Below are 19,439 nucleotides of genomic sequence, written 5' to 3'. Positions count from 1 at the left end.
GTAATGCGGACAACAACATATTAAATAAAAATTGCATGATGCAAAAAATAAAGCGCAGTGATGCGCTTTCCATGGAGTGAAAGAAATGCAAATGAATGCCACTCAATCACAAGACCGCGAACGGTTCGTAAAATTAGGGCAACATGATATTCATTATCACCATAAAGATGACACGCTCTATATCAGCCCAAAAGAGCAATTAAAACCGTATCCACAAAAACTGACAGATCGGTTAATTCATTTTGCACAAACTAAACCAGACCATATTTTTGCAGCAAAACGCAATGCTCAAGGTGAATGGGTCAAACTGAGTTATGCAGAAGTTTTACAACGCGCATGGCATATTGCTCAGGCATTACACGAACGTAATTTAAGCCAAGAAAGACCTCTGGTCATTTTAAGTGGTAATGATCTTGAACATTTAACACTCTCTATGGGTGCTATGCTGGCGGGTGTGCCTTTCTCAGCAATTTCCCCTGCCTACTCTCTTATTTCTCAAGACTTTGGCAAACTCAAACATGTGTTTGAAGTGCTCACACCTGGCTTGGTCTATGCTAGCGATGGTCAAGCCTTTGCCAAAGCCATTCAAGCATGTATTACATCCGACATTGAAGTGGTAACCAATAAAGGTCTTGTGAGCAATAAGCTCTGCACGTCTTTTCAATCTCTGTTAGATACGCCTGTTTCAAATGTCCAAGAGTTTTACCAAACTCTTGATGAAAACCAGATTGCTAAATTTCTATTTACATCAGGTTCAACCAAACTCCCTAAAGCTGTGCCGACCACACATTTAATGTTATGTGTGAATCAGCAAATGCTGTTACAGACTTTCCCTGAGTTTGAAGAAACGCCACCCGTCCTACTCGACTGGCTGTCTTGGCACCACACATTTGGCGGCAGTCATAATGTCGGCATTGCGCTCTATAACGGCGGTACCATTTACATTGATGATGGCAAACCAGTTGCAGGAAAATTTGACGAAACCATTCGTAACCTCAAAGAAATTTCTCCAACAGTTTATTTAAATGTGCCAAAAGGTTGGGAAGAACTCACCGAAGCTTTAGAAAAAGATGAAGAATTAAGAGATCGCTTTTTTGCCAAAGTTAAAATTTTATTCTTTGCAGGTGCAGCGCTTTCAGAAGCTGGTTGGAATAGGCTCGATAAAATTGCTCAGCAACATTGCGGAGAAAAAATTCGCATTATGAGCGGATTGGGCATGACTGAAACTGCACCATCTTGTGCTTTTACAACTGGTCCACGCGTGATGGCTGGCTTTATTGGTTACCCTGCTCCGGGGTGTGAAATTAAACTGGTTCCATGTGGTGACAAACTTGAGTTTTGTGTTCGTGGCAAACATGTGATGAAAGGCTATTGGCGCTTAAAGGCAGATCAACAAAGCACTGTGTTTGATGATGAAGGCTTTTTCCACACAGGTGATGCTGTTCGTTTGGTCGATATCAATGATCCGACTAAAGGCCTCATGTACGACGGGCGAATTGCTGAAGACTTTAAACTCAATACGGGTACTTTTGTGAATGTGGGCACAATACGCAACAAAGTACTCATTCAAGGTAATTTACTGGTTCAAGATGTCTGTATTACTGGTTCAAACCTAAATGCGGTTGGTTTTTTGATTTTTCCAAAATTAGAAGCCTGTGCTCAATACGCAGGCCTTAAGCTTGGCGAACATTCTCCAACAGAGATATTACAACACCCTAAAGTCCAGCAATGGTTCCGCCAATTTTTAATGACTTTTAATAAAGATGCGACTGGCAGTTCAAATACAGTCTCAATGCTTTATTTAATGACAGAGCCACCTCAACTTGATGCAGGTGAAGTGACCGATAAAGGCAACCTCAATCAAAGCAATATTACTAAACGTCGTGCAGCTTTAATTGATGAGCTTTATCAAAAGCAGGGCGACAACCCGCTGATTATTCGGGTACCCACCTTAAAACAATAAGCTATTGAAATAAAAAAGGAAGCTCAAACTTCGGTTTGAGCAATAGCCCCACTTTTGCCTAAAAAAAGGTTCAACATGCCACAAGATACAGAATTTGAACTATTTCGAGACAGTTACCACAGGTTCTTAAAAGAACAGGTCGCTCCGTATTACGAACAGTGGGAACACGATGGCCTAATCCCACGTGATCTATGGCTTCGTCTTGGGGAAAATGGCTTTTTGTGCGTAGATGTGCCCGAAGAATATGGCGGCTATGGCGCTCCTGTTCATTACTCTCTCATGCTGGTTCAAGAAACCGCTCAAGCTGGCTTTGCATCTTTAGCTGTTGCAATTGGTGGGCAAAATGAGCTGGTTTCTCCTTACTTGCAGAATATTGGAACTGAAGAGCAAAAACGCTATTGGTTACCAAAAATGGTGACAGGTGAAGTCATCACTGCAATTGCGATGACCGAAGCCAATGCAGGCTCAGACTTACAGGCCATACGAACTCAAGCCGTTTTAGAAAATGATCACTATTGTGTAAATGGTTCAAAAACGTTTATCTCAAATGGTTTGCATGCCGACCTGATCGTTCTGGTAGCAAAAACTGCCCCTCAAGCCAAAGCAAAAGGTATTTCAATTCTTCTAGTCGATGCTGCTTTAGACGGCGTTAAAAAAGGCCGCTCTTTACAAAAAATCGGACTACACGCTCAAGATACAGCCGAACTTTTTTTTGATGATGTCTGTGTGCCTGTAACTCAGCGTTTGGGTGAAGAAGGACAAGGCTTTGCTTATTTAATGCAAGAGTTACCTCGCGAACGTTTGAGTATTTCCATAATGGCTTTGGGGGCGATTTTTGGGGCTATCGAAATTACCAAAGACTACGTGCTCGAACGTAAAGCTTTCGGACAACCGTTAAGTCAAATGCAAAACACACGCTTTGTGCTCGCAAATGCCCAAATCAAAGCAAAAGCCGCCCAAGCTTTTGTAGACCAATGTGCCGCACTGTATCAACAACACCAATTAAGCGTCACTCAAGTTGCCGCACTGAAATGCTTTATCACCGATGTCCAATGCGAAGTGATTGACCAATTACTTCAGCTTTTTGGTGGCTACGGTTACATGCAGGAATACCCGATTTCACGCTTTTTTGTGGATGCACGGGTACAAAAAATTTATGGGGGAACCAATGAAATTATGAAAGAAATCGTTGCCCGAGAACTGCTCGGAAAATAATTCGATTTAAAAACTAGACAAGGCAGACACAACAACCATGCCTTGTTGAAAACAAGAAATGATATTTCAGGAAGAAATGCTATGTCGAAATTATGGATGTACTCTACCCTTATGCTCTCAGGATCGGTCTGGGCGGGCAGTTTTATTGATAACAGTTCAGTAGAACTCACCACGCGAAATTTCTATTTCGACCGCGACTACCAAGAGCAATCCGCTTACCCTGCTGCCAAGGACTGGACACAAGGGTTTATTCTCAAAGCCAATTCAGGTTATACCGAAGGGACTGTCGGTTTTGGACTGGATGTACTTACAACGGCGGGTTTTAAACTCGATGCCGACGCAGAGCATGGAGGTACAGGAAACTTACCTAGAGACACGCGTACCAATGAACCTGCTGACTCTTACGGAGAAATTGGTGTCACAGCAAAAGCTAAAATGAGCCAGACTGAGCTACGCATTGGTACGTTAATGCCAATGAATCCTGTTTTAGTGGCTTCACCTGCTCGCTTATTACCTCAAACTTATCGAGGAATTTCACTGACCAGTAAAGATATTAAAGATTTTGATTTACAGGCGGCCTATCTCGATAAAGTGAATCATCGGGATTCGACCAACTATGAAAAAATTAAAATTTCAGGGGTGAATGGACGATTTAAAAGTGCTGAAACTGATGGACTCTATTATTTAGGTGGAAACTATCAGTTTAATCCTGCACTCAAGCTCACCGCTTTTTACATGGATGTTGATGATCTTTATAACCAGACCATGGTCGGTGCTTTACATCAACACAAAATTAATGACACTACTAATTTTAGCTCTCAATTACGTTACTACCGCAGCCGAGATGATGGACAAGCAAAAGCAGGTTTAGTCGATAATGACCTTTATCATGCGCATTTCGAACTTAAACATCAAAACCATAAGTTTATTTTTGGAACCTTCCAACATCACGGCGACACTGCCTTTCCGTATTTGACCGGCGGTGAAACAGGCCTGTTAATTGATACATGGCCGGGCGAGTTTTTAAACCCAAAAGAAAAAGCCTATAGCTTCCGTTATGAATATGACTTTAAAGATTATGTACCGGGTTTACGTTTCATGACCCGTTACACCACAGGTCACAATATTTATGCACCCAACTTAGGCGGAACCAATTTAAAAGAACGCGAAACAGACTTTGATTTAGGTTACACCGTTCAAAGTGGCTGGTTAAAAAATCTAGGGCTACGCGCGCGCTATGCCATTTATGACAACAACATGCTCTCTACAGCCAACATCAAACCTGTAAATGAAACCCGCATCAACATCGACTACACATGGAAATTTAAATAATTCAAAACAAGAGGTTCTGTCTCGAATAGAACCTCTTGTTATTTAGGGAAATCCATCATGAAGAAAGTTGTAACACTACTCTGCGGAATTAGTCTCATTGGCCTGACTCATGCCGAAACACAATATAACCCACCACCTATTCAGCTTGAGCCATTAGCAAAATTTAGTGTGGATCTGAATGCACCTATTTGGGAATTAGGCACAACCAGTGACGCAGGTAAACGCCGAATTATTCCTATTACAGGTGGGACATTCGAAGGCAAATCACTTAAGGGCCGCATTTTAAATAATGGCGCAGATTGGCAAATTGTCGACAGTAAAGGACTAGCCATTATTGATACGCGATATTTGTTAGAAACAGATGACGGTGCACTCATTTATCTTCAAACCAAAGGTTACCGACATGGCTCGGCAGAAATACTAAAACAGCTTGCTCAAGGCAAAGATGTCGACCCGAAAAATTACTATTTCAAAATTACCATGCAGTTTGAAACCAGCTCACCTAAATATGCATGGCTTAACCAGACCGTTGCAGTAGGTAGTGCAATGCGCTTGGGCAAAGCGGTTATTTATGATGCCTATACCCTGAAATAATAATTTTTATAACACTTACAAAAGGATAGACCCTTCATTATGGATCAAAAAACTTTAGAACACTTACCGCCCATCCATCACCATTTGGGTGGACACAATATCCATTGGAATGAAAAAAACACTGAACTCACCATCCATTACACAGCATTAGAAAGCTTTACCAACCCACGCGGCACCGTTGAAGGCGGCATGATCTGCGCCATGCTTGACGATGTGATGGGACTTTTTGCATATCTCGCCAATGACCGGAAACCAGCCACCACCATCAACTTAACCATGGACTTTTTAAGACCCTGTGCTGTAGGCGAAGTCATTACAAAATGCCGTTTCATTAAACAAGGCAAAACCGTACTGAATCTCGAAAGTGAAGCTTGGCAAAACAACAAAATGATTGCACGAAGCACAGCTAATTTTCTGGTTTTAGATTAATTGCAAACATTCATTCAATAAGGATATGAATAAATGAATTACACCAACAATAAACGAATTTTGATGCACTCCGCTTTAGTGCTTGCCATGCTTGGTTCTTTGGCAGGCTGTGGAAGTGATAGTGATGACACAACTACGCCCTCAACAACGAAACCGCCTCAGTTGTCTCCTGCTGTGGGCGTAAAAATGACAGGAAGTTGTTCAAATTTACTGGGATTTCAATACAACAATACCGTGATTAGCTCGGCCACGCTTCAAGAGGCAGGCACATTGACGGTAGCCAACAAACCTATTGGTGCTCATTGTTTGATCAAAGGTTATATGGACCAACGTGTAAGTCCTGTCGATGGACAAACCTATCAAATTGGTTTTGAAATGCGTTTACCTGTTGATTGGAATGGTCGTTTTCTCTATCAAGGCAATGGTGGAACCGATGGGAACCTTGTGCCTGCAACGGGTCAGGTCGGCAGTGGTGGTCCACTTACCAATGCTTTACATGATGGTTTTGCTGTTATTTCTTCCGATGCAGGACATAACGCCTCACAAAATCCAATGTTTGGTTTAGATCCTCAAGCCAGAATCAACTACGGCTATGGTGCGATTACCAAACTCACGCCTATGGCAAAAAATCTAATTAAAACAGCGTATGGTAAATTGCCAGACCGCTCCTATGCAGGCGGCACTTCAAATGGCGGACGCCACGCTATGATTGCCGCAACCCGTTTAGGCGACCAATATGATGGAATTCTAGCAAGTACACCCGGTTTTCATTTACCTCGTGCAGCCGCAGCTCAACTTTACACAGCACAGCAGCTTCGTCGTGTCGCAACCGATGAAAATGACTTAAGTACCGCTCTTACCCTTTCAGAGCGCAAAGTATTAGCAAAAGCGATTTTAGATCGATGCGATGCTCTAGACGGTGTTGCAGATGGGCTGGTTCAAGATGTTGAGGCTTGCCGTACTGCATTTGATATTCACAAAGACGTACCCGTTTGTTCAAGCACAAGAGATGGCACCTGTTTAAGTACCGAACAAATTGATGTACTAGCCAACATTTACCGTGGCCCTGTAAATTCGGCTGGACAAGCCCTCTATGCAACCCAACCTTTCGACCCGGGTTTAGTCGGCAGTAACTGGGCAAGCTGGAAATTTGAATCTTCGGTTGGAACAGCGCGTGACCCAGTTGCTGTCGGTATTCTTTTTCAGGTTCCACCAGACCCAACTGTAGTTCAAAACTCTAGACAGTTTGCCTTTAACTATAATTTTGATACTGATTATCCAAAACTCTCGGCGACCAATGATGTATACACCGAAAGTTCTATGTCATTCATGATGCCACCCGATGAACTCAATCTGGATAAACTCCGTAATCACGGTGGAAAAATGATTGTAGTACAAGGTACAGCAGACGGCGTTTTCTCTGTCGATGACACCCAAAATTGGTACGATCAGCTACTACAACACTATAAAAATGATGCAAAAGGTACAGCGCCTGAATTTGCACGTTTCTTTAGAGTTCCGGGAATGAACCATACCCGTGATGGCATTGCGACCGACCAATTTGACGCATTGACTGCTTTAGTCAACTGGGTCGAATATGGACAAGCACCTGACAAAATCATTGCAACCGCACGCGGCACTGGTAACCCAAGTGGTCAAGTGAATACTGAACTTCCGCAAGACTGGGCACCAGACCGTAGCCGTCCACTTTGCCCTTACCCACTAATTGCCCATTACAATGGTCAGGGTGATAGCGAAAAAGCTGAAAACTTTAGCTGTAAATAACTGTTACTTAAAATTAAAAAGAGAGCTTACATAGGCTCTCTTTTTATCTCACTCAACTTAATCTTAGCTCAAGCTTTACTGCTTAAACTTTTTAATACTTTTAGACAGATGAGCACGCATCATTTGTCGAGCCAACAAACCATCTTGATCAACAATTGCGTTATAAATATTGACATGATCATGGTGAACCGCTTTTAAATACTCTTCACGGTTTTCTGGACTTTGTTCAATAGATTTTAGGCGTGCACGCGGAATAATTTTTTCACCAAGGTACTTTAAAAAATCAACGAAATATTGATTTTCAGAAGCTTCAGCAATGGCAATATGAAAATCATAATCCGCTTTTACCGTACCATCGTTCGCATCTGATGAAATATGGCGTTCAAAGTCTTCTAGCGCAGCTTTCATTTTATCGATATGGATTTGCTTACGACGCTCTGATGCTAAAAAGACAGCTTCAGACTCAAGGCTAATCCTAAGCTCCAATAAAGAAACAATATCGTTAATAGTTTCTAAACTGGCATTAGAGAGCAAAAAATTCTGTTCAACAGTCTGCTCTTTGACAAAAGTACCAATCCCGTGACGAGTCTCTACAAACCCTAAAGAACGCAACTCAGTGATTGCTTCACGAATGACAGAACGGCTTACTTCAAAAGTTTCAATTAATTCAAGTTCGGTCGGAATTTTCTCTCCGACTTGGAAGTCTCCAGACTGAATTTTTTCGATCAGTTGTTCTACAATAATCTGGCTTAGTTTTTTTGTTGATCTAGGTTTAATTGCACTAGACATAATCTGAAGAACTCGTGAAATGTTGAAAAAATTAGAAAATTCATTTTACTATAAACTTAGGCGATAGTCATATTCGGTTTTTATACCCCTAAGTTATTAAAATCAAAATATTTTATCTTAATTACCAAACATTCACACATATTTAAAAAGTAAGCAACTTGTGCTTATTTGAATATTTAATAATTCGTTGAATAAGCTAAAAAATATGCAGCCCAATACCCTTGATTGAGCTGCACAATTTTTAAATTTGAGCCTGACTTAACTGCCCATTGACCAGACGGGTAATCTGTAGCGGATTACTATCTTTTAACGCATCGGGTAATAACACTTGTGGCGTATTTTGGAAACATACCGGACGCATGAAACGCTCAATTGCTCCCGTACCTACCGACGTTCCGCGTGCATCACTCGTTGCAGGGAAAGGGCCACCATGCACCATAGCATCAGACACTTCAACTCCAGTCGGGAAGCCATTAAACAATACACGGCCAGCTTTACCAGTTAGTAAATGAAGAAGCTCACCTGCTTCAGATAATTCATTTTCATCACCAATAATGGTTGCCGTAAGCTGTCCACCTAAAGCCTCGATCCCTTTTAACAAAGTCGCTTCATCCTCTACGCCAATCACAATCGACATCGGTCCAAACACTTCATGCTGAAGTTTCGGGTTGCCCGATAATAAAACAGATTGATCTGCTTTAAGTAAGTGCGCTTTTGCTTGAGAAACTAGCTCAGGTTCCTGCCCTGTTGCAATCACTTCAAAACCAGATTCGCCAGTTAATGCATCAATTCCTTGTCGATAGCTTTTCAAAGTACCTTCGTTCAGCATGACTTGAGGTACAGATTTTTGCGTAGTTTCAGCTAAAGCTGCTACAAAACTGTCAAACTCAGGACCTTGTACACCTAAAATGAGTCCTGGTTTTGTACAGAACTGACCACATCCCATATTAAATGAAGCAACCGTTTCTTGAGCAATTTGTTCACCACGTGATGTAAGGGCTTCGGGCAACACAACAACCGGATTAACACTCGACATTTCTGCAAAGAATGGAATCGGCTGAGGACGGCTCTGCGCAAGGTTATAAAGCGCCATTCCACCTTCAAGAGAACCTGTAAAACCAGCTGCTTGAATCAGTGGATGTTCTACTAAGTTTGCACCAACACGAGATCCAAAAATCATGTTGAATGTGCCTTTAGGCATATCGCAAACTTCAATTGCTTTTTCAATCGCTTCTGCTACAAGCTCAGCGGTTGCCATATGGCCTGAATGTGCTTTGAACACAACTGGGCAGCCTGCTGCTAAAGCCGCTACCGTATCACCGCCGGCGGTTGAAAATGCAAGCGGGAAATTACTTGCGCCAAAAACAGCAACCGGACCTACCCCAACTTTGTACTGGCGAAGATCAACACGCGGCAAAGGCTTACGTTCTGGCAATGCAACATCTATGCGGGCACCGTAAAAATCACCACGTCGTAAAAGTTCCGCAAATAGTCTTAATTGACCAGTAACACGGCCTGTTTCACCTTGAAGTCGGGCAAGTGGCAAACCTGTTTCAAGTGAAGCCACTTCTTGTAAGTTCGCGCCTAATGCTTCAATTTGACGAGCAATTTCTTCAAGAAAAGAGGCACGTTGCTCTTGAGATGTTTGGCTATAAACTAAAAAAGCATTATGTGCAGTTTGAGCAGCTTGATCCACTTCTTCAAGCGTTGCCTGACTAAATACATAACCTGTTGGTTGATAGTCTTTTGCACCTACACTTTCTATGCTTGGTGCATTTGCAGCAATACGTTGCCCATTAATAAACTGCTGACCATTATTTTTACTCATGTTTCGTCTCCAATGCCTGAATACATAAAATTATTGCGGACCTAAGGTTGCGATTAAGGCAGCTAAATCGTCATAGTCTGCTTGAGTTAAATCGCTCAATGGTGGACGTACAGGACCTGCATCATGCCCAACAATTTTGGCACCTGCTTTAATCATGCTTACCGCATACCCTGATTTACGGTCACGAATTTTAATAAGCGGCAAGAAGAAATCTTTAATTAAACGATTCGTCGTTGCAAAGTCATCACTGCGAAGCGCGTTATAAAACTCCATTGCAGTCTTTGGAATAAAGTTAAATACAGCCGATGAATAAACTGGACAACCTAAGGCTTTATATGGTGCTGCAAAAACTTCTGCTGTCGGCAGGCCACCTAAATATGACAAACGATCACCAATGGTTTGCGTTACCGCAGTCATCATGTCGATTTGACCAGAACTATCCTTAAAGCCAATTAAGTTTGGGCACATCTCAGTTAATTTCTGAATTGAATCCAGATTTAATCTTGATACGCTACGGTTATAAAAAATTACGCCAAAGTCTACTGAGTTACATACTTGCTTGACGTGTTCGATCAAACCTTCTTGGCTTGCTTCAGTTAAGTAATGCGGCATTAACAAAATACCGTGTGCACCTAAGCGTTCTGCTTCTTTCGCTTGTGCAATCGCTTGTCGTGTCGGACCGCCTGCCCCAGCAATAATAGGTACGCTGCCTTTGCAAGTGTCTACAGCGGTCTTAATCACTTCCGAGTATTCATCTCCAGTTAACGAGAAAAACTCACCCGTACCACCCGCAGCAAATAAAGCACTTGCCCCATAAGGCGCTAACCACTCAAGACGTTTTGCATAAGAAGATTTATTAAAGTCCCCATTTTGGTCAAAGTCAGTCACTGGAAAAGAAAGAAGACCATCAGAAACAATGTTTTTTAACTCAAGAGCATCCATTAGCAAATATCCATACGTGTTTATGTTGTCAGACATCTTATATCACAAGTTTTATTTTTATCAATACATTTTCTCAATGAAAAATGAAAATTTTTAAAGAGCTAAAACTTCTCTATAAAAACCTAATTAAATTACATTTAAATATTTGTTTTATATTCAAAATTTAAAAATCATCTCAAATTTGTGTACAAACACAAAAAAGCTGCCTATCAGGGCAGCCATAAAATAAAAACATGTTGTATTTAAAACTAACGAACCAGACACGGTTTTTTATTATTAAACGACCAGTTTGGTATTAAAAATTGCATGGCATCGGCATCATTACGGGCACCTAAACCTTTTAATTTATACAGTTCATGGGCTTGGTTAATTCGGTCCCAGTCCAGCTCAACACCAAGACCCGGTGCTGTTGGCACTTGAATTTTACCATCCTTAATTTCAAGCGGCGCTTTCGTTAGCTGATCTGTACCTTCTTGCCAAATCCAGTGCGTATCAATTGCCGTTACCTTACCTACCGCAGCGGCAGCAACATGGGTAAACATAGCAAGTGAAATATCGAAGTGATTATTAGAATGTGAACCCCACGTTAAGTTATACATATTGCAGAGCTGTGAAACTCGAACCGAACCTTCCAATGTCCAAAAATGTGGATCAGCCAAAGGAATATCAACGGCTTGCAATTGGATACTATGCGACATTTCACGCCAGTCGGTCGCAATCATATTGGTCGCAGTGGGTAAGCCTGTTGCACGTTTAAACTCGGCCATAATTTCACGGCTTGAATAACCTTGTTCTGCACCACACGGGTCTTCTGCATAGGCCAACACACCTTTAAGATGTTTACCTAAAGCAATTGCTTCGTCTAAAAACCATGCTCCGTTTGGATCAAGCGTCACACGCGCTTCTGGAAAACAGCGCGCGATTGCTGTAACAGCTTCAGCTTCTTGTTCGCCGTGCAACACCCCACCTTTAAGCTTAAAATCTTTAAAGCCATATCTGTCATAAGATGCTTCAGCCAAACGCTGTACAGCATCGGGTGTTAATGCTTTTTCGTGACGAACTTTGTACCAGTCATGGTTATGCTGAGGTGTTGTCGCATAGTCTAAAGAAGTCTGTTTTTGGTCGCCAATAAAGAATAAATATCCTAAAACCTCAACTTCACTACGTTGCTGTCCTTCGCCAAGTAAACTTGCAACATTTACATTTAAATGCTTACCAAGCAGATCAAGTAATGCTGACTCATAGGCAGTCACTACATGAATTGTGGTACGTAAATCAAAGGTTTGGTTCCCTCGTCCACCACTGTCGCGGTCAGCAAAATTTTGCTGGATTTTTTTGAGTAAATTCTTATATTCTCCAATAGGCTGCCCTTCTACCAATGCTTTTGCATCATTTAATGTGGCTAGAATTTTTTCTCCACCCGGAATTTCTCCAACACCAATATTGCCAGAGTTATCTTCGATAATAAGTATATTACGAGTGAAATAAGGTCCATGGGCACCACTCAAATTGAGCAGCATACTGTCATGTCCAGCAACAGGAATTGCTCGAATTGATTTAACGATAGGTGTAGAGGTCGCCATTAAAATACTCCTTGGCATACTGATGTATTTTTCACAAATAAAACTTATAAGACATCATATGACTTGTCAATATAATCTCGCATAAAAATTATTTTTCGAGGCTACTTGCCAAAATAATATTTTTAATCATATGATGTCATACATCTAAAGACGCGGTTTTAGAACTAGGACTATAGAGTAGATACAAAATTCCGTTTTCTCATCTATTCTATCGATGAATTTGACATGACGTCACCTATTTCACGGATATGCAAATAGGTCGATTATTAAAAGAGTTTGTATATGGATAATTTGCAAACAAATCTTGCTGCTGTAAGCCAGCAACGAGCAAAGCATAATAAAACGCGCTATTACATTTTAGCGATGATTTTCTTAGTCACTTCATTAAATTACGGTGATCGAGCCACGCTTTCAATGGCTGCCTCCCCGATGTCTCAAGAGCTTGGATTAAGCTCAGTGACCATGGGATATATCTTTTCTGCATTTGGGTGGGCTTATGTTATTGGCCAAATTCCGGGCGGGTGGTTACTCGATAAATTCGGGGCTCGAAAAGTTTATTTCTGGAGCATTATGCTCTGGTCATTTTTCACGATTCTCTTAGGTTTTGTAGATATTTTAGGTTCTATTCCTCTTATTATCGCCTCATTATTCATTTTACGTTTCTTGGTTGGATTGTCTGAAAGCCCTGCATTTCCAGGCAATAGCCAGATTGTAGCAGCTTGGTTCCCCACCAAAGAACGTGGAACTGCTGCTGCAATATTTAACTCAGCCCAATATTTTGCAACTGTAATATTCGCACCATTCATGGGATGGCTCGTTGCCCATGTTCACTGGCAATCCGTCTTTTGGATTATGGGTGGACTAGGCATTGTGATTGCTTTTATCTGGCTAAAAGTCATCTATAGTCCAGAAAAGCATCCAACGATTAATTCAAATGAGTTCAAATATATACAAGCAGGCGGTGCAATTACCAACATGGGTGAAAATCAGCTTAAAGTTGCTGATGAAAACAATAAGATGAATTTTAAAAATATTAAGAAGCTGCTCTCATCTCGTATGCTTTTAGGTATTTTTATCGCGCAGTACTGTATCACCTGTTTAACTTATTTCTTTATTACTTGGTTCCCTGTTTACCTTGTTAAAGAACGCCACATGTCGATTTTAGAAGCTGGTTTTGCGGCTGTATTACCTGCTCTTTGCGGATTTATTGGCGGCGTATTAGGCGGTGTAATTTCCGATAAACTCATCAAGATGAATAAATCTTTAACCTTTTCACGTAAATTCCCGATTATTTTTGGCATGCTGCTCTCAACCAGTATTGTGGTTTGTAACTATGTAGACTCACAAACTGCCATCTTGTTCTTCATGTCACTCGCCTTTTTTGGTAAAGGTTTTGGTGCATTAGGTTGGGCGGTTATGTCGGATGTCGCGCCAAAAGAAATGGTTGGTTTGTCTGGTGGACTATTTAATACCTTCGGCAATACGGCAGGCATTGTTATCCCTATTGCAATTGGCTATATCATCAATTCAACAGGTTCTTTCAATGGGGCGCTTATTTTTGTAGGCATACATGCTGTCATCGCCATTATTTGCTACCTCTGTATGGTGGGCAAAATCCAACGCTTCGAGTTAAAACCAACATCTTAAAACTTTAGCGCTATAACGCTTGAATAAATTAAGCGTTATAGCCCCCTCTTCAAATGTATACAAGGAATGATCATGCCCAAGCCTATCCTGATAAGAATTAGTCCCCTTGATAATGTTGCTATTGTGGTTAATGACGGCGGGTTGCCACCATCTACAAATATTGAAGAATATCAATTGACCTTGGTTGATCATGTACCTCAAGGGCATAAAGTTTTATTAGAAGAATTAAAACAGGGCGAAGCAATTATGCGTTATGGCGAAACGATTGGCTATGCTAACAAAGACTTACCCGCAGGCTCATGGGTGAATGAAAATGTTACCGAAATGCCCCAAGCACCTGAACTAGATGATCTCGAGTTAGCAACCCGTCCTGATCCACAACTTCCTACTCTTAGCGGATATACATTTAAAGGCTATAAAAATAAAGATGGCAGCGTAGGCACAAAGAATATTTTAGGCATTACCACAAGCGTTAACTGCGTAGAAGGTATTGTCGATTATGTCGTCAAAATTATTGAAAAAGATCTATTATCGAAATATCCAAACGTAGATGGTGTCGTCGGTTTAAACCATTTATATGGATGTGGTGTGGCCATTGATGCACCTGCTGCAATTGTGCCTATTCGTACTATCCATAATCTTGCACTCAACCCTAATTTTGGTGGAGAGATTATGGTTGTAAGTTTAGGTTGTGAAAAAATGCAACCGGAACGACTCTTAAATATTCCCAAAGAAAACAAATATATTCCCCTAGCAAATGAAGACATTATTCAGTTGCAAGATGAACGCCATAACGGATTTGAAAGTATGGTGAACCATATTTTAGCCGTGGCAGAACAACATCTGGAAAAATTAAACCAGCGTACACGTGAAGAAGTTCCAGCATCTCATCTTGTCGTAGGAATGCAATGTGGTGGGAGTGATGCATTTTCTGGAGTAACTTCAAACCCTGCCGTTGGTTTTGCAGCCGACCTGATTGTGCAATGTGGCGGTACCGTCATGTTTTCCGAAGTTACAGAAGTTCGCGATGGAATTCACCTACTCACCCCACGCGCAGCAAATAAACAAGTTGCCAAAGACTTAATTCGTGAAATGAAATGGTACGATGACTATTTAGCAGCAGGCCAAGTAGATCGAAGTGCCAACACCACGCCGGGCAATAAAAAAGGCGGACTCAATAACATTGTAGAAAAAGCAATGGGGTCGATTGCTAAATCTGGTCGCTCACCGATTGTAGAAGTCCTCTCACCTGGGCAAAGACCGACTAAAAAAGGATTAATTTTTGCGGCAACACCTTCAAGTGACTTTATCTGTGGTACTCAACAAATGGCATCGGGAATTACGGTTCAAGTCTTTACCACAGGCCGCGGTACACCTTATGGTTTAGCAGCCGTGCCCGTGATTAAAATGGCAAGCCGAAATAACATTGCAAACCGTTGGTATGACCTGATCGATATCAGTGCTGGTGATATTGCCATTGGTAAGAAAACCATTGAAGAAGTGGGCTGGGAACTTTTTGAACTGATTTTACAAGTGGCGAGTGGTGAGCAACAAACGTGGTCGGACCGTTGGGGAATCCATAACTCACTTGCTGTATTTAACCCCGCACCAGTGACCTAATAAAGTTTAAAAGATGAGGCATATCACCTCATCTTTTCACATTTTAGTTATTAATTACGACACATTTCACCAAAACTTACCATCGCTGCTAAAATAACACTGAAAATTAAGAACTCTATTTCTCTATGCAAAACCAGACTGCTCCAACTCTCCCCTCAACTCAACTTGGAAAAGCATTGCTTTGTCTCATGACATCGGCATTATTATTTTCCATTATGGGAGTATGCATTCGTTTTGCTTCACAAACAGTGGACAATGCCACCGTCGTATTTTTTAGAAATGCAGTGGGTTTATTTATTTTTATTCCTATGCTCTTTAAGCAAGGGCTGGACTTTGTTAAGACCGATAAGCTTTGGATGCATACTTGGCGAAGTGTTGTGGGGCTCGCTGCAATGTATGGTTTTTTCTATGCAATTGCGAACTTAAAACTATCGAATGCGATGGTTTTTAGCTATTCATCACCAATCTTTATTCCACTCATTGCATGGCTTTTCTTAAAGGAAAGAATTACTAAATCGATGATTTTTGCCGCCGTTATTGGGTTAATTGGAGTTTTATTTGTTGCTAAACCCGATCAAGGCCTACTCAATGCATTGTCTTTTATTGGTTTAGGCGCATGTTTTTTATCAGCGATGGCTTTTGTCACTGTAAGAGCTTTAACCAGTACAGAACCGCCTGAGCGTATTGTTTTTTACTTCTGTATTTTTGGCAGCTTAATTTCATCAATTCCAATGTTCTGGCATTGGCGTATTTTCACTTGGCATGAACTCGCATTGCTGATTGCCGCAGGACTTTTAGCAAACATTAGCCAACTATTTATGTCTTATGCTTATAGCTTAGCACCAGCAGGACAAATTGGCCCAATGAACTACATTGCCATTATTTTTGCAGGAATTTGGGGATTTGTTTTTTGGCATGAATTACCGGATCTGTTTAGTCTGATCGGCATATTTATTATTTTATTTGCTATTTTGCTCTGTAATCCATTTTTGCAAAAAAAGTTATTCTCTTGCTTTAAGTAGCAAGCAAATCTTATTCTAATTTTGATACTGTAATCGATACTCATTTGGTGAAATGCCTGTCCAGTGCCGATAGGCTTTTCTAAAATTAGAAGTATCTGAAAAGCCAATTCTCTCGGCAATTTCGTCTATGGTTAAAGTTGTTTCTCGCAAATATTCATCCGTAAGACGGCGCCGAGTTTCATCTAACAATTCTTGATAGGTTAAATTAAAACCCGCTAACCGCCGATGTAAAGTACGTTTTGAAATATGCAACCGCTCAGCCATTTCCTGAGCCGATGGGAAAAGCCCTGTTCCATCTAACAATATCAAACGAATTGTTTTCACCAACTCAGGCTCTTCAAGCTCAGCAGCACCAAGCATCCGCTCACAAAACGACTTACACATATCCGCGGTAATCGGGTTAGCATTTGGGCAAGGTACATCGAGCCATTTTAACTCAAAGTGCCATTGCATCACCCCAGCATTAAACTGAACAGGACAATGAAAAACTTTTTCATATTCTTCTGCGTAATCAGGCGCTGGATAAGGTAATAAAAGCTTCTTGGCTTGAAATGGCCCTTCAAGCACACGTTCAATTAAGGTTTGCATTGAGCTAAACCAAAATTCGCACACCAAAGGCAAAAGCTTACCTAGTGCAATAATATCTTGCCCTTCAAAAACAGCAGCATCATCTCGAATATAAAAAGACTTCTTTAAAATAGGCCCAGCGAGCTTAATGTGTCGAATGCCAAGTTCTACTGCTTGCCTAAAATTACGCGAAGAATAGAGTGCGTAACCATACACCCCAAAATCTGACAGCCGCTGCTTTTGTCCAGCACGTAATCCAATTAACGGATCATGTGATAAACGTTGAATATTTTGAAATAACTGGATTTTTTGAAGTTGAGAAATATATAAAGAGGGTTGATTCATGGTGTCCGACGAAATATCTGTGCCAGATAGAACATCTGATATTGAATAGCCTTGCGAACCCATTTCATCAAATAAACTGGTCAAACCTAGCAAATATGTATTCGAACCTAAGGATGTATTATCATAATTTCCTTCGATAACAACATTTGTACTTTTATAAATATTATTAGGCATTTAACTCACACCATCCCTAGAGTGACGTGCATAATGGCACTAAACTACCTCTTGTTGTCTCAATTTAACATCGACCATACGACGCTTCAAGCATAAAGTATGATAAGCAAAATATGGGAAGGAATAAAAATGGAAAGCTCCACTTTAAAAGAATATAGCGGCTCTGCCACTGAACATATGGAACTTATTTTTTCCAAACAACGTGCTAATTTTGAAGCGGACCCTTACCCAAGCCTTGAGGCTCGCCGAACAAAACTGCATCAACTCAAAAAACAAATTATTCGTTATCAAGATGCTTTAGCTGCTGCGATTAATGCTGACTTTAGTTCAAGATCACTGGATGAATCTAAACTATTAGATTTACTTGGCTCTGTGTTAGAGGCTGATCATGCAATTCATCACTTACGCCGCTGGATGCGCCCAAGTAAACGCCGTACGGAACTTTTATTTTTATCAAATCGTTTAAGTGTGCAATACCAACCTAAAGGCGTGGTTGGTGTAATTGTTCCTTGGAACTTCCCCGTTTATTTAGCACTTGGACCACTCATTGCCGCATTAGCTGCGGGCAACCGAGTCATGATTAAATTGTCTGAAATTACACCGAATACCAATGCAATGCTACGACGTATGCTCGCCGAAGTCTTTAATGAGGATGAAGTCGCAGTCTTTGGTGAAGAAATTACAGACCCAGCAAGATTTACCTCTTTACCGTTTAACCATATTGTATTTACTGGCTCTCCAGCTATTGGCAAAGTGGTAATGAGAGCAGCGGCTGAAAATCTAACTCCTGTTACACTTGAGTTAGGCGGTAAATCACCAGCAATTGTGAGCCGTAACTACCCAATTGCCGATGCCGCAAAACGTATTACGCATGGTAAAGCAACAAACAGTGGTCAGATCTGTGTAGCACCTGACTACGCTTTGGTTCCCAAAGAAAGTATTGATGAATTTGTGGATGCTGCAAAATCAAGCTTTATAAAAATGTTTGGTCAAAACATCACAAACAATGATAACTACACATCTATTGTAAATGACCGTCATTTAAAACGTATTCAAGATATTTTGACCGATGCACAAGAAAAAGGCGCGCGGATTATTCCTTGCGACTCTTATAGCTTTGACCAACAACGCCGCAGAATGCCTGTACAGATTGTGCTGAATTGCACTCCAGACATGCGCATTATGAAAGAAGAACTCTTTGGCCCTATTTTACCTGTCGTTGCATATGATTCTTTAGATGATGCAATTACCTATGTGAAATCAGATGAACGACCTTTAGCACTTTATTGCTTTACACATAGTTCGGTAGAACGTGACCGTATTTTACGTGAAACTCATTCGGGTGGTGTAACCATCAATGATTGGGGCTGGCATGTAGTTAACCATGATGCTCCTTTCGGAGGTATCGGAAACTCAGGCATGGGGTCATATCATGGTGAAGAAGGTTTCCGTGAACTTTCACATGCAAAAACGGTATTTACACGCCATCGGTTTTTCCCGACTCAACTTTTCCACCCTCCTTATGGAACATTCCTACAAAAATTAGCGATCCGCTTTTTCTTGGAAAAAGGTGATCCAAATATTAAATAAGGATTATAAAAAAG

The 19,439-nt window shown here is 41.0% G+C and carries 15 protein-coding genes; 10 read left to right on the top strand and 5 right to left on the bottom strand.

Annotated elements, in window-relative coordinates:
* Nucleotides 1–76 precede the first annotated feature (76 nt).
* The 6 genes from RMB13_RS13710 (at nt 77) to RMB13_RS13685 (ending at nt 7,318) form a co-directional block, all read left to right on the top strand.
* Complete coding sequence (locus RMB13_RS13710; protein ID WP_311085501.1) at nt 77–1,963, top strand: feruloyl-CoA synthase; 1,887 nt, start codon at nt 77–79, stop codon at nt 1,961–1,963.
* 75 nt (nt 1,964–2,038) lie between these two features.
* Complete coding sequence (locus tag RMB13_RS13705; protein ID WP_311085500.1) at nt 2,039–3,178, top strand: acyl-CoA dehydrogenase family protein; 1,140 nt, start codon at nt 2,039–2,041, stop codon at nt 3,176–3,178.
* Between the two features lie 81 nt (nt 3,179–3,259).
* Nucleotides 3,260–4,510, top strand: coding sequence for an OprD family porin (locus RMB13_RS13700; protein WP_311085499.1), 1,251 nt, complete (start codon nt 3,260–3,262; stop codon nt 4,508–4,510).
* Nucleotides 4,511–4,567: 57 nt separating this feature from the next.
* Complete coding sequence (locus tag RMB13_RS13695; RefSeq protein WP_311085498.1) at nt 4,568–5,104, top strand: DUF3237 domain-containing protein; 537 nt, start codon at nt 4,568–4,570, stop codon at nt 5,102–5,104.
* Between the two features lie 39 nt (nt 5,105–5,143).
* On the top strand, nt 5,144–5,533 hold the full coding sequence (locus RMB13_RS13690; protein ID WP_003652750.1) for a PaaI family thioesterase: 390 nt from the start codon (nt 5,144–5,146) through the stop codon (nt 5,531–5,533).
* 33 nt (nt 5,534–5,566) lie between these two features.
* The gene (locus RMB13_RS13685) at nt 5,567–7,318 is read left to right on the top strand and encodes a tannase/feruloyl esterase family alpha/beta hydrolase (RefSeq protein ID WP_311085497.1); all 1,752 of its coding nucleotides are present in this window, start codon (nt 5,567–5,569) and stop codon (nt 7,316–7,318) included.
* Nucleotides 7,319–7,393: 75 nt separating this feature from the next.
* Here RMB13_RS13685 and RMB13_RS13680 read toward each other — a convergent pair whose 3' ends face one another.
* The 4 genes from RMB13_RS13680 to gudD form a co-directional block, all read right to left on the bottom strand.
* On the bottom strand, nt 7,394–8,107 hold the full coding sequence (locus tag RMB13_RS13680) for a FadR/GntR family transcriptional regulator (RefSeq protein ID WP_005042034.1): 714 nt from the start codon (nt 8,105–8,107) through the stop codon (nt 7,394–7,396).
* Nucleotides 8,108–8,348: 241 nt separating this feature from the next.
* Complete coding sequence (locus tag RMB13_RS13675; protein WP_311085496.1) at nt 8,349–9,935, bottom strand: aldehyde dehydrogenase (NADP(+)); 1,587 nt, start codon at nt 9,933–9,935, stop codon at nt 8,349–8,351.
* Nucleotides 9,936–9,965: 30 nt separating this feature from the next.
* On the bottom strand, nt 9,966–10,877 hold the full coding sequence (kdgD, locus tag RMB13_RS13670; RefSeq protein WP_017391618.1) for a 5-dehydro-4-deoxyglucarate dehydratase: 912 nt from the start codon (nt 10,875–10,877) through the stop codon (nt 9,966–9,968).
* 248 nt (nt 10,878–11,125) lie between these two features.
* The gene (gene gudD, locus RMB13_RS13665) at nt 11,126–12,460 is read right to left on the bottom strand and encodes a glucarate dehydratase (RefSeq protein ID WP_311085495.1); all 1,335 of its coding nucleotides are present in this window, start codon (nt 12,458–12,460) and stop codon (nt 11,126–11,128) included.
* Nucleotides 12,461–12,742: 282 nt separating this feature from the next.
* On the opposite strand from gudD, the gene RMB13_RS13660 reads away from it, so the two are divergent.
* From RMB13_RS13660 to RMB13_RS13650, 3 genes are all read left to right on the top strand, one after another.
* A complete protein-coding gene (locus RMB13_RS13660; RefSeq protein ID WP_311085494.1) occupies nt 12,743–14,107 on the top strand; it encodes an MFS transporter in 1,365 nt (454 codons plus the stop codon).
* Between the two features lie 72 nt (nt 14,108–14,179).
* Nucleotides 14,180–15,727, top strand: a complete 1,548-nt coding sequence (gene garD, locus RMB13_RS13655; protein ID WP_311085493.1) for a galactarate dehydratase — start codon at nt 14,180–14,182, stop codon at nt 15,725–15,727.
* 125 nt (nt 15,728–15,852) lie between these two features.
* Nucleotides 15,853–16,749, top strand: a complete 897-nt coding sequence (locus RMB13_RS13650; RefSeq protein WP_311085492.1) for a DMT family transporter — start codon at nt 15,853–15,855, stop codon at nt 16,747–16,749.
* A 15-nt stretch (nt 16,750–16,764) separates the two neighbouring features.
* Here RMB13_RS13650 and RMB13_RS13645 read toward each other — a convergent pair whose 3' ends face one another.
* Nucleotides 16,765–17,835 (bottom strand): AraC family transcriptional regulator, encoded by a 1,071-nt coding sequence (locus tag RMB13_RS13645; protein WP_311085491.1) that lies wholly within the window; start codon nt 17,833–17,835, stop codon nt 16,765–16,767.
* Nucleotides 17,836–17,964: 129 nt separating this feature from the next.
* Between RMB13_RS13645 and RMB13_RS13640 the strand changes: the two genes are divergently transcribed.
* Nucleotides 17,965–19,425 (top strand): coniferyl aldehyde dehydrogenase, encoded by a 1,461-nt coding sequence (locus RMB13_RS13640; RefSeq protein WP_311085490.1) that lies wholly within the window; start codon nt 17,965–17,967, stop codon nt 19,423–19,425.
* The last annotated feature ends 14 nt before the right edge of the window (nt 19,426–19,439 follow it).

Origin of the sequence: Acinetobacter sp. V102_4 (assembly GCF_031799005.1) — a bacterium.
GTDB lineage: Bacteria > Pseudomonadota > Gammaproteobacteria > Pseudomonadales > Moraxellaceae > Acinetobacter > Acinetobacter calcoaceticus.
Note: the sequence above shows the minus strand (reverse complement) of the source record. Positions and strands in the feature narration are given on the sequence as shown.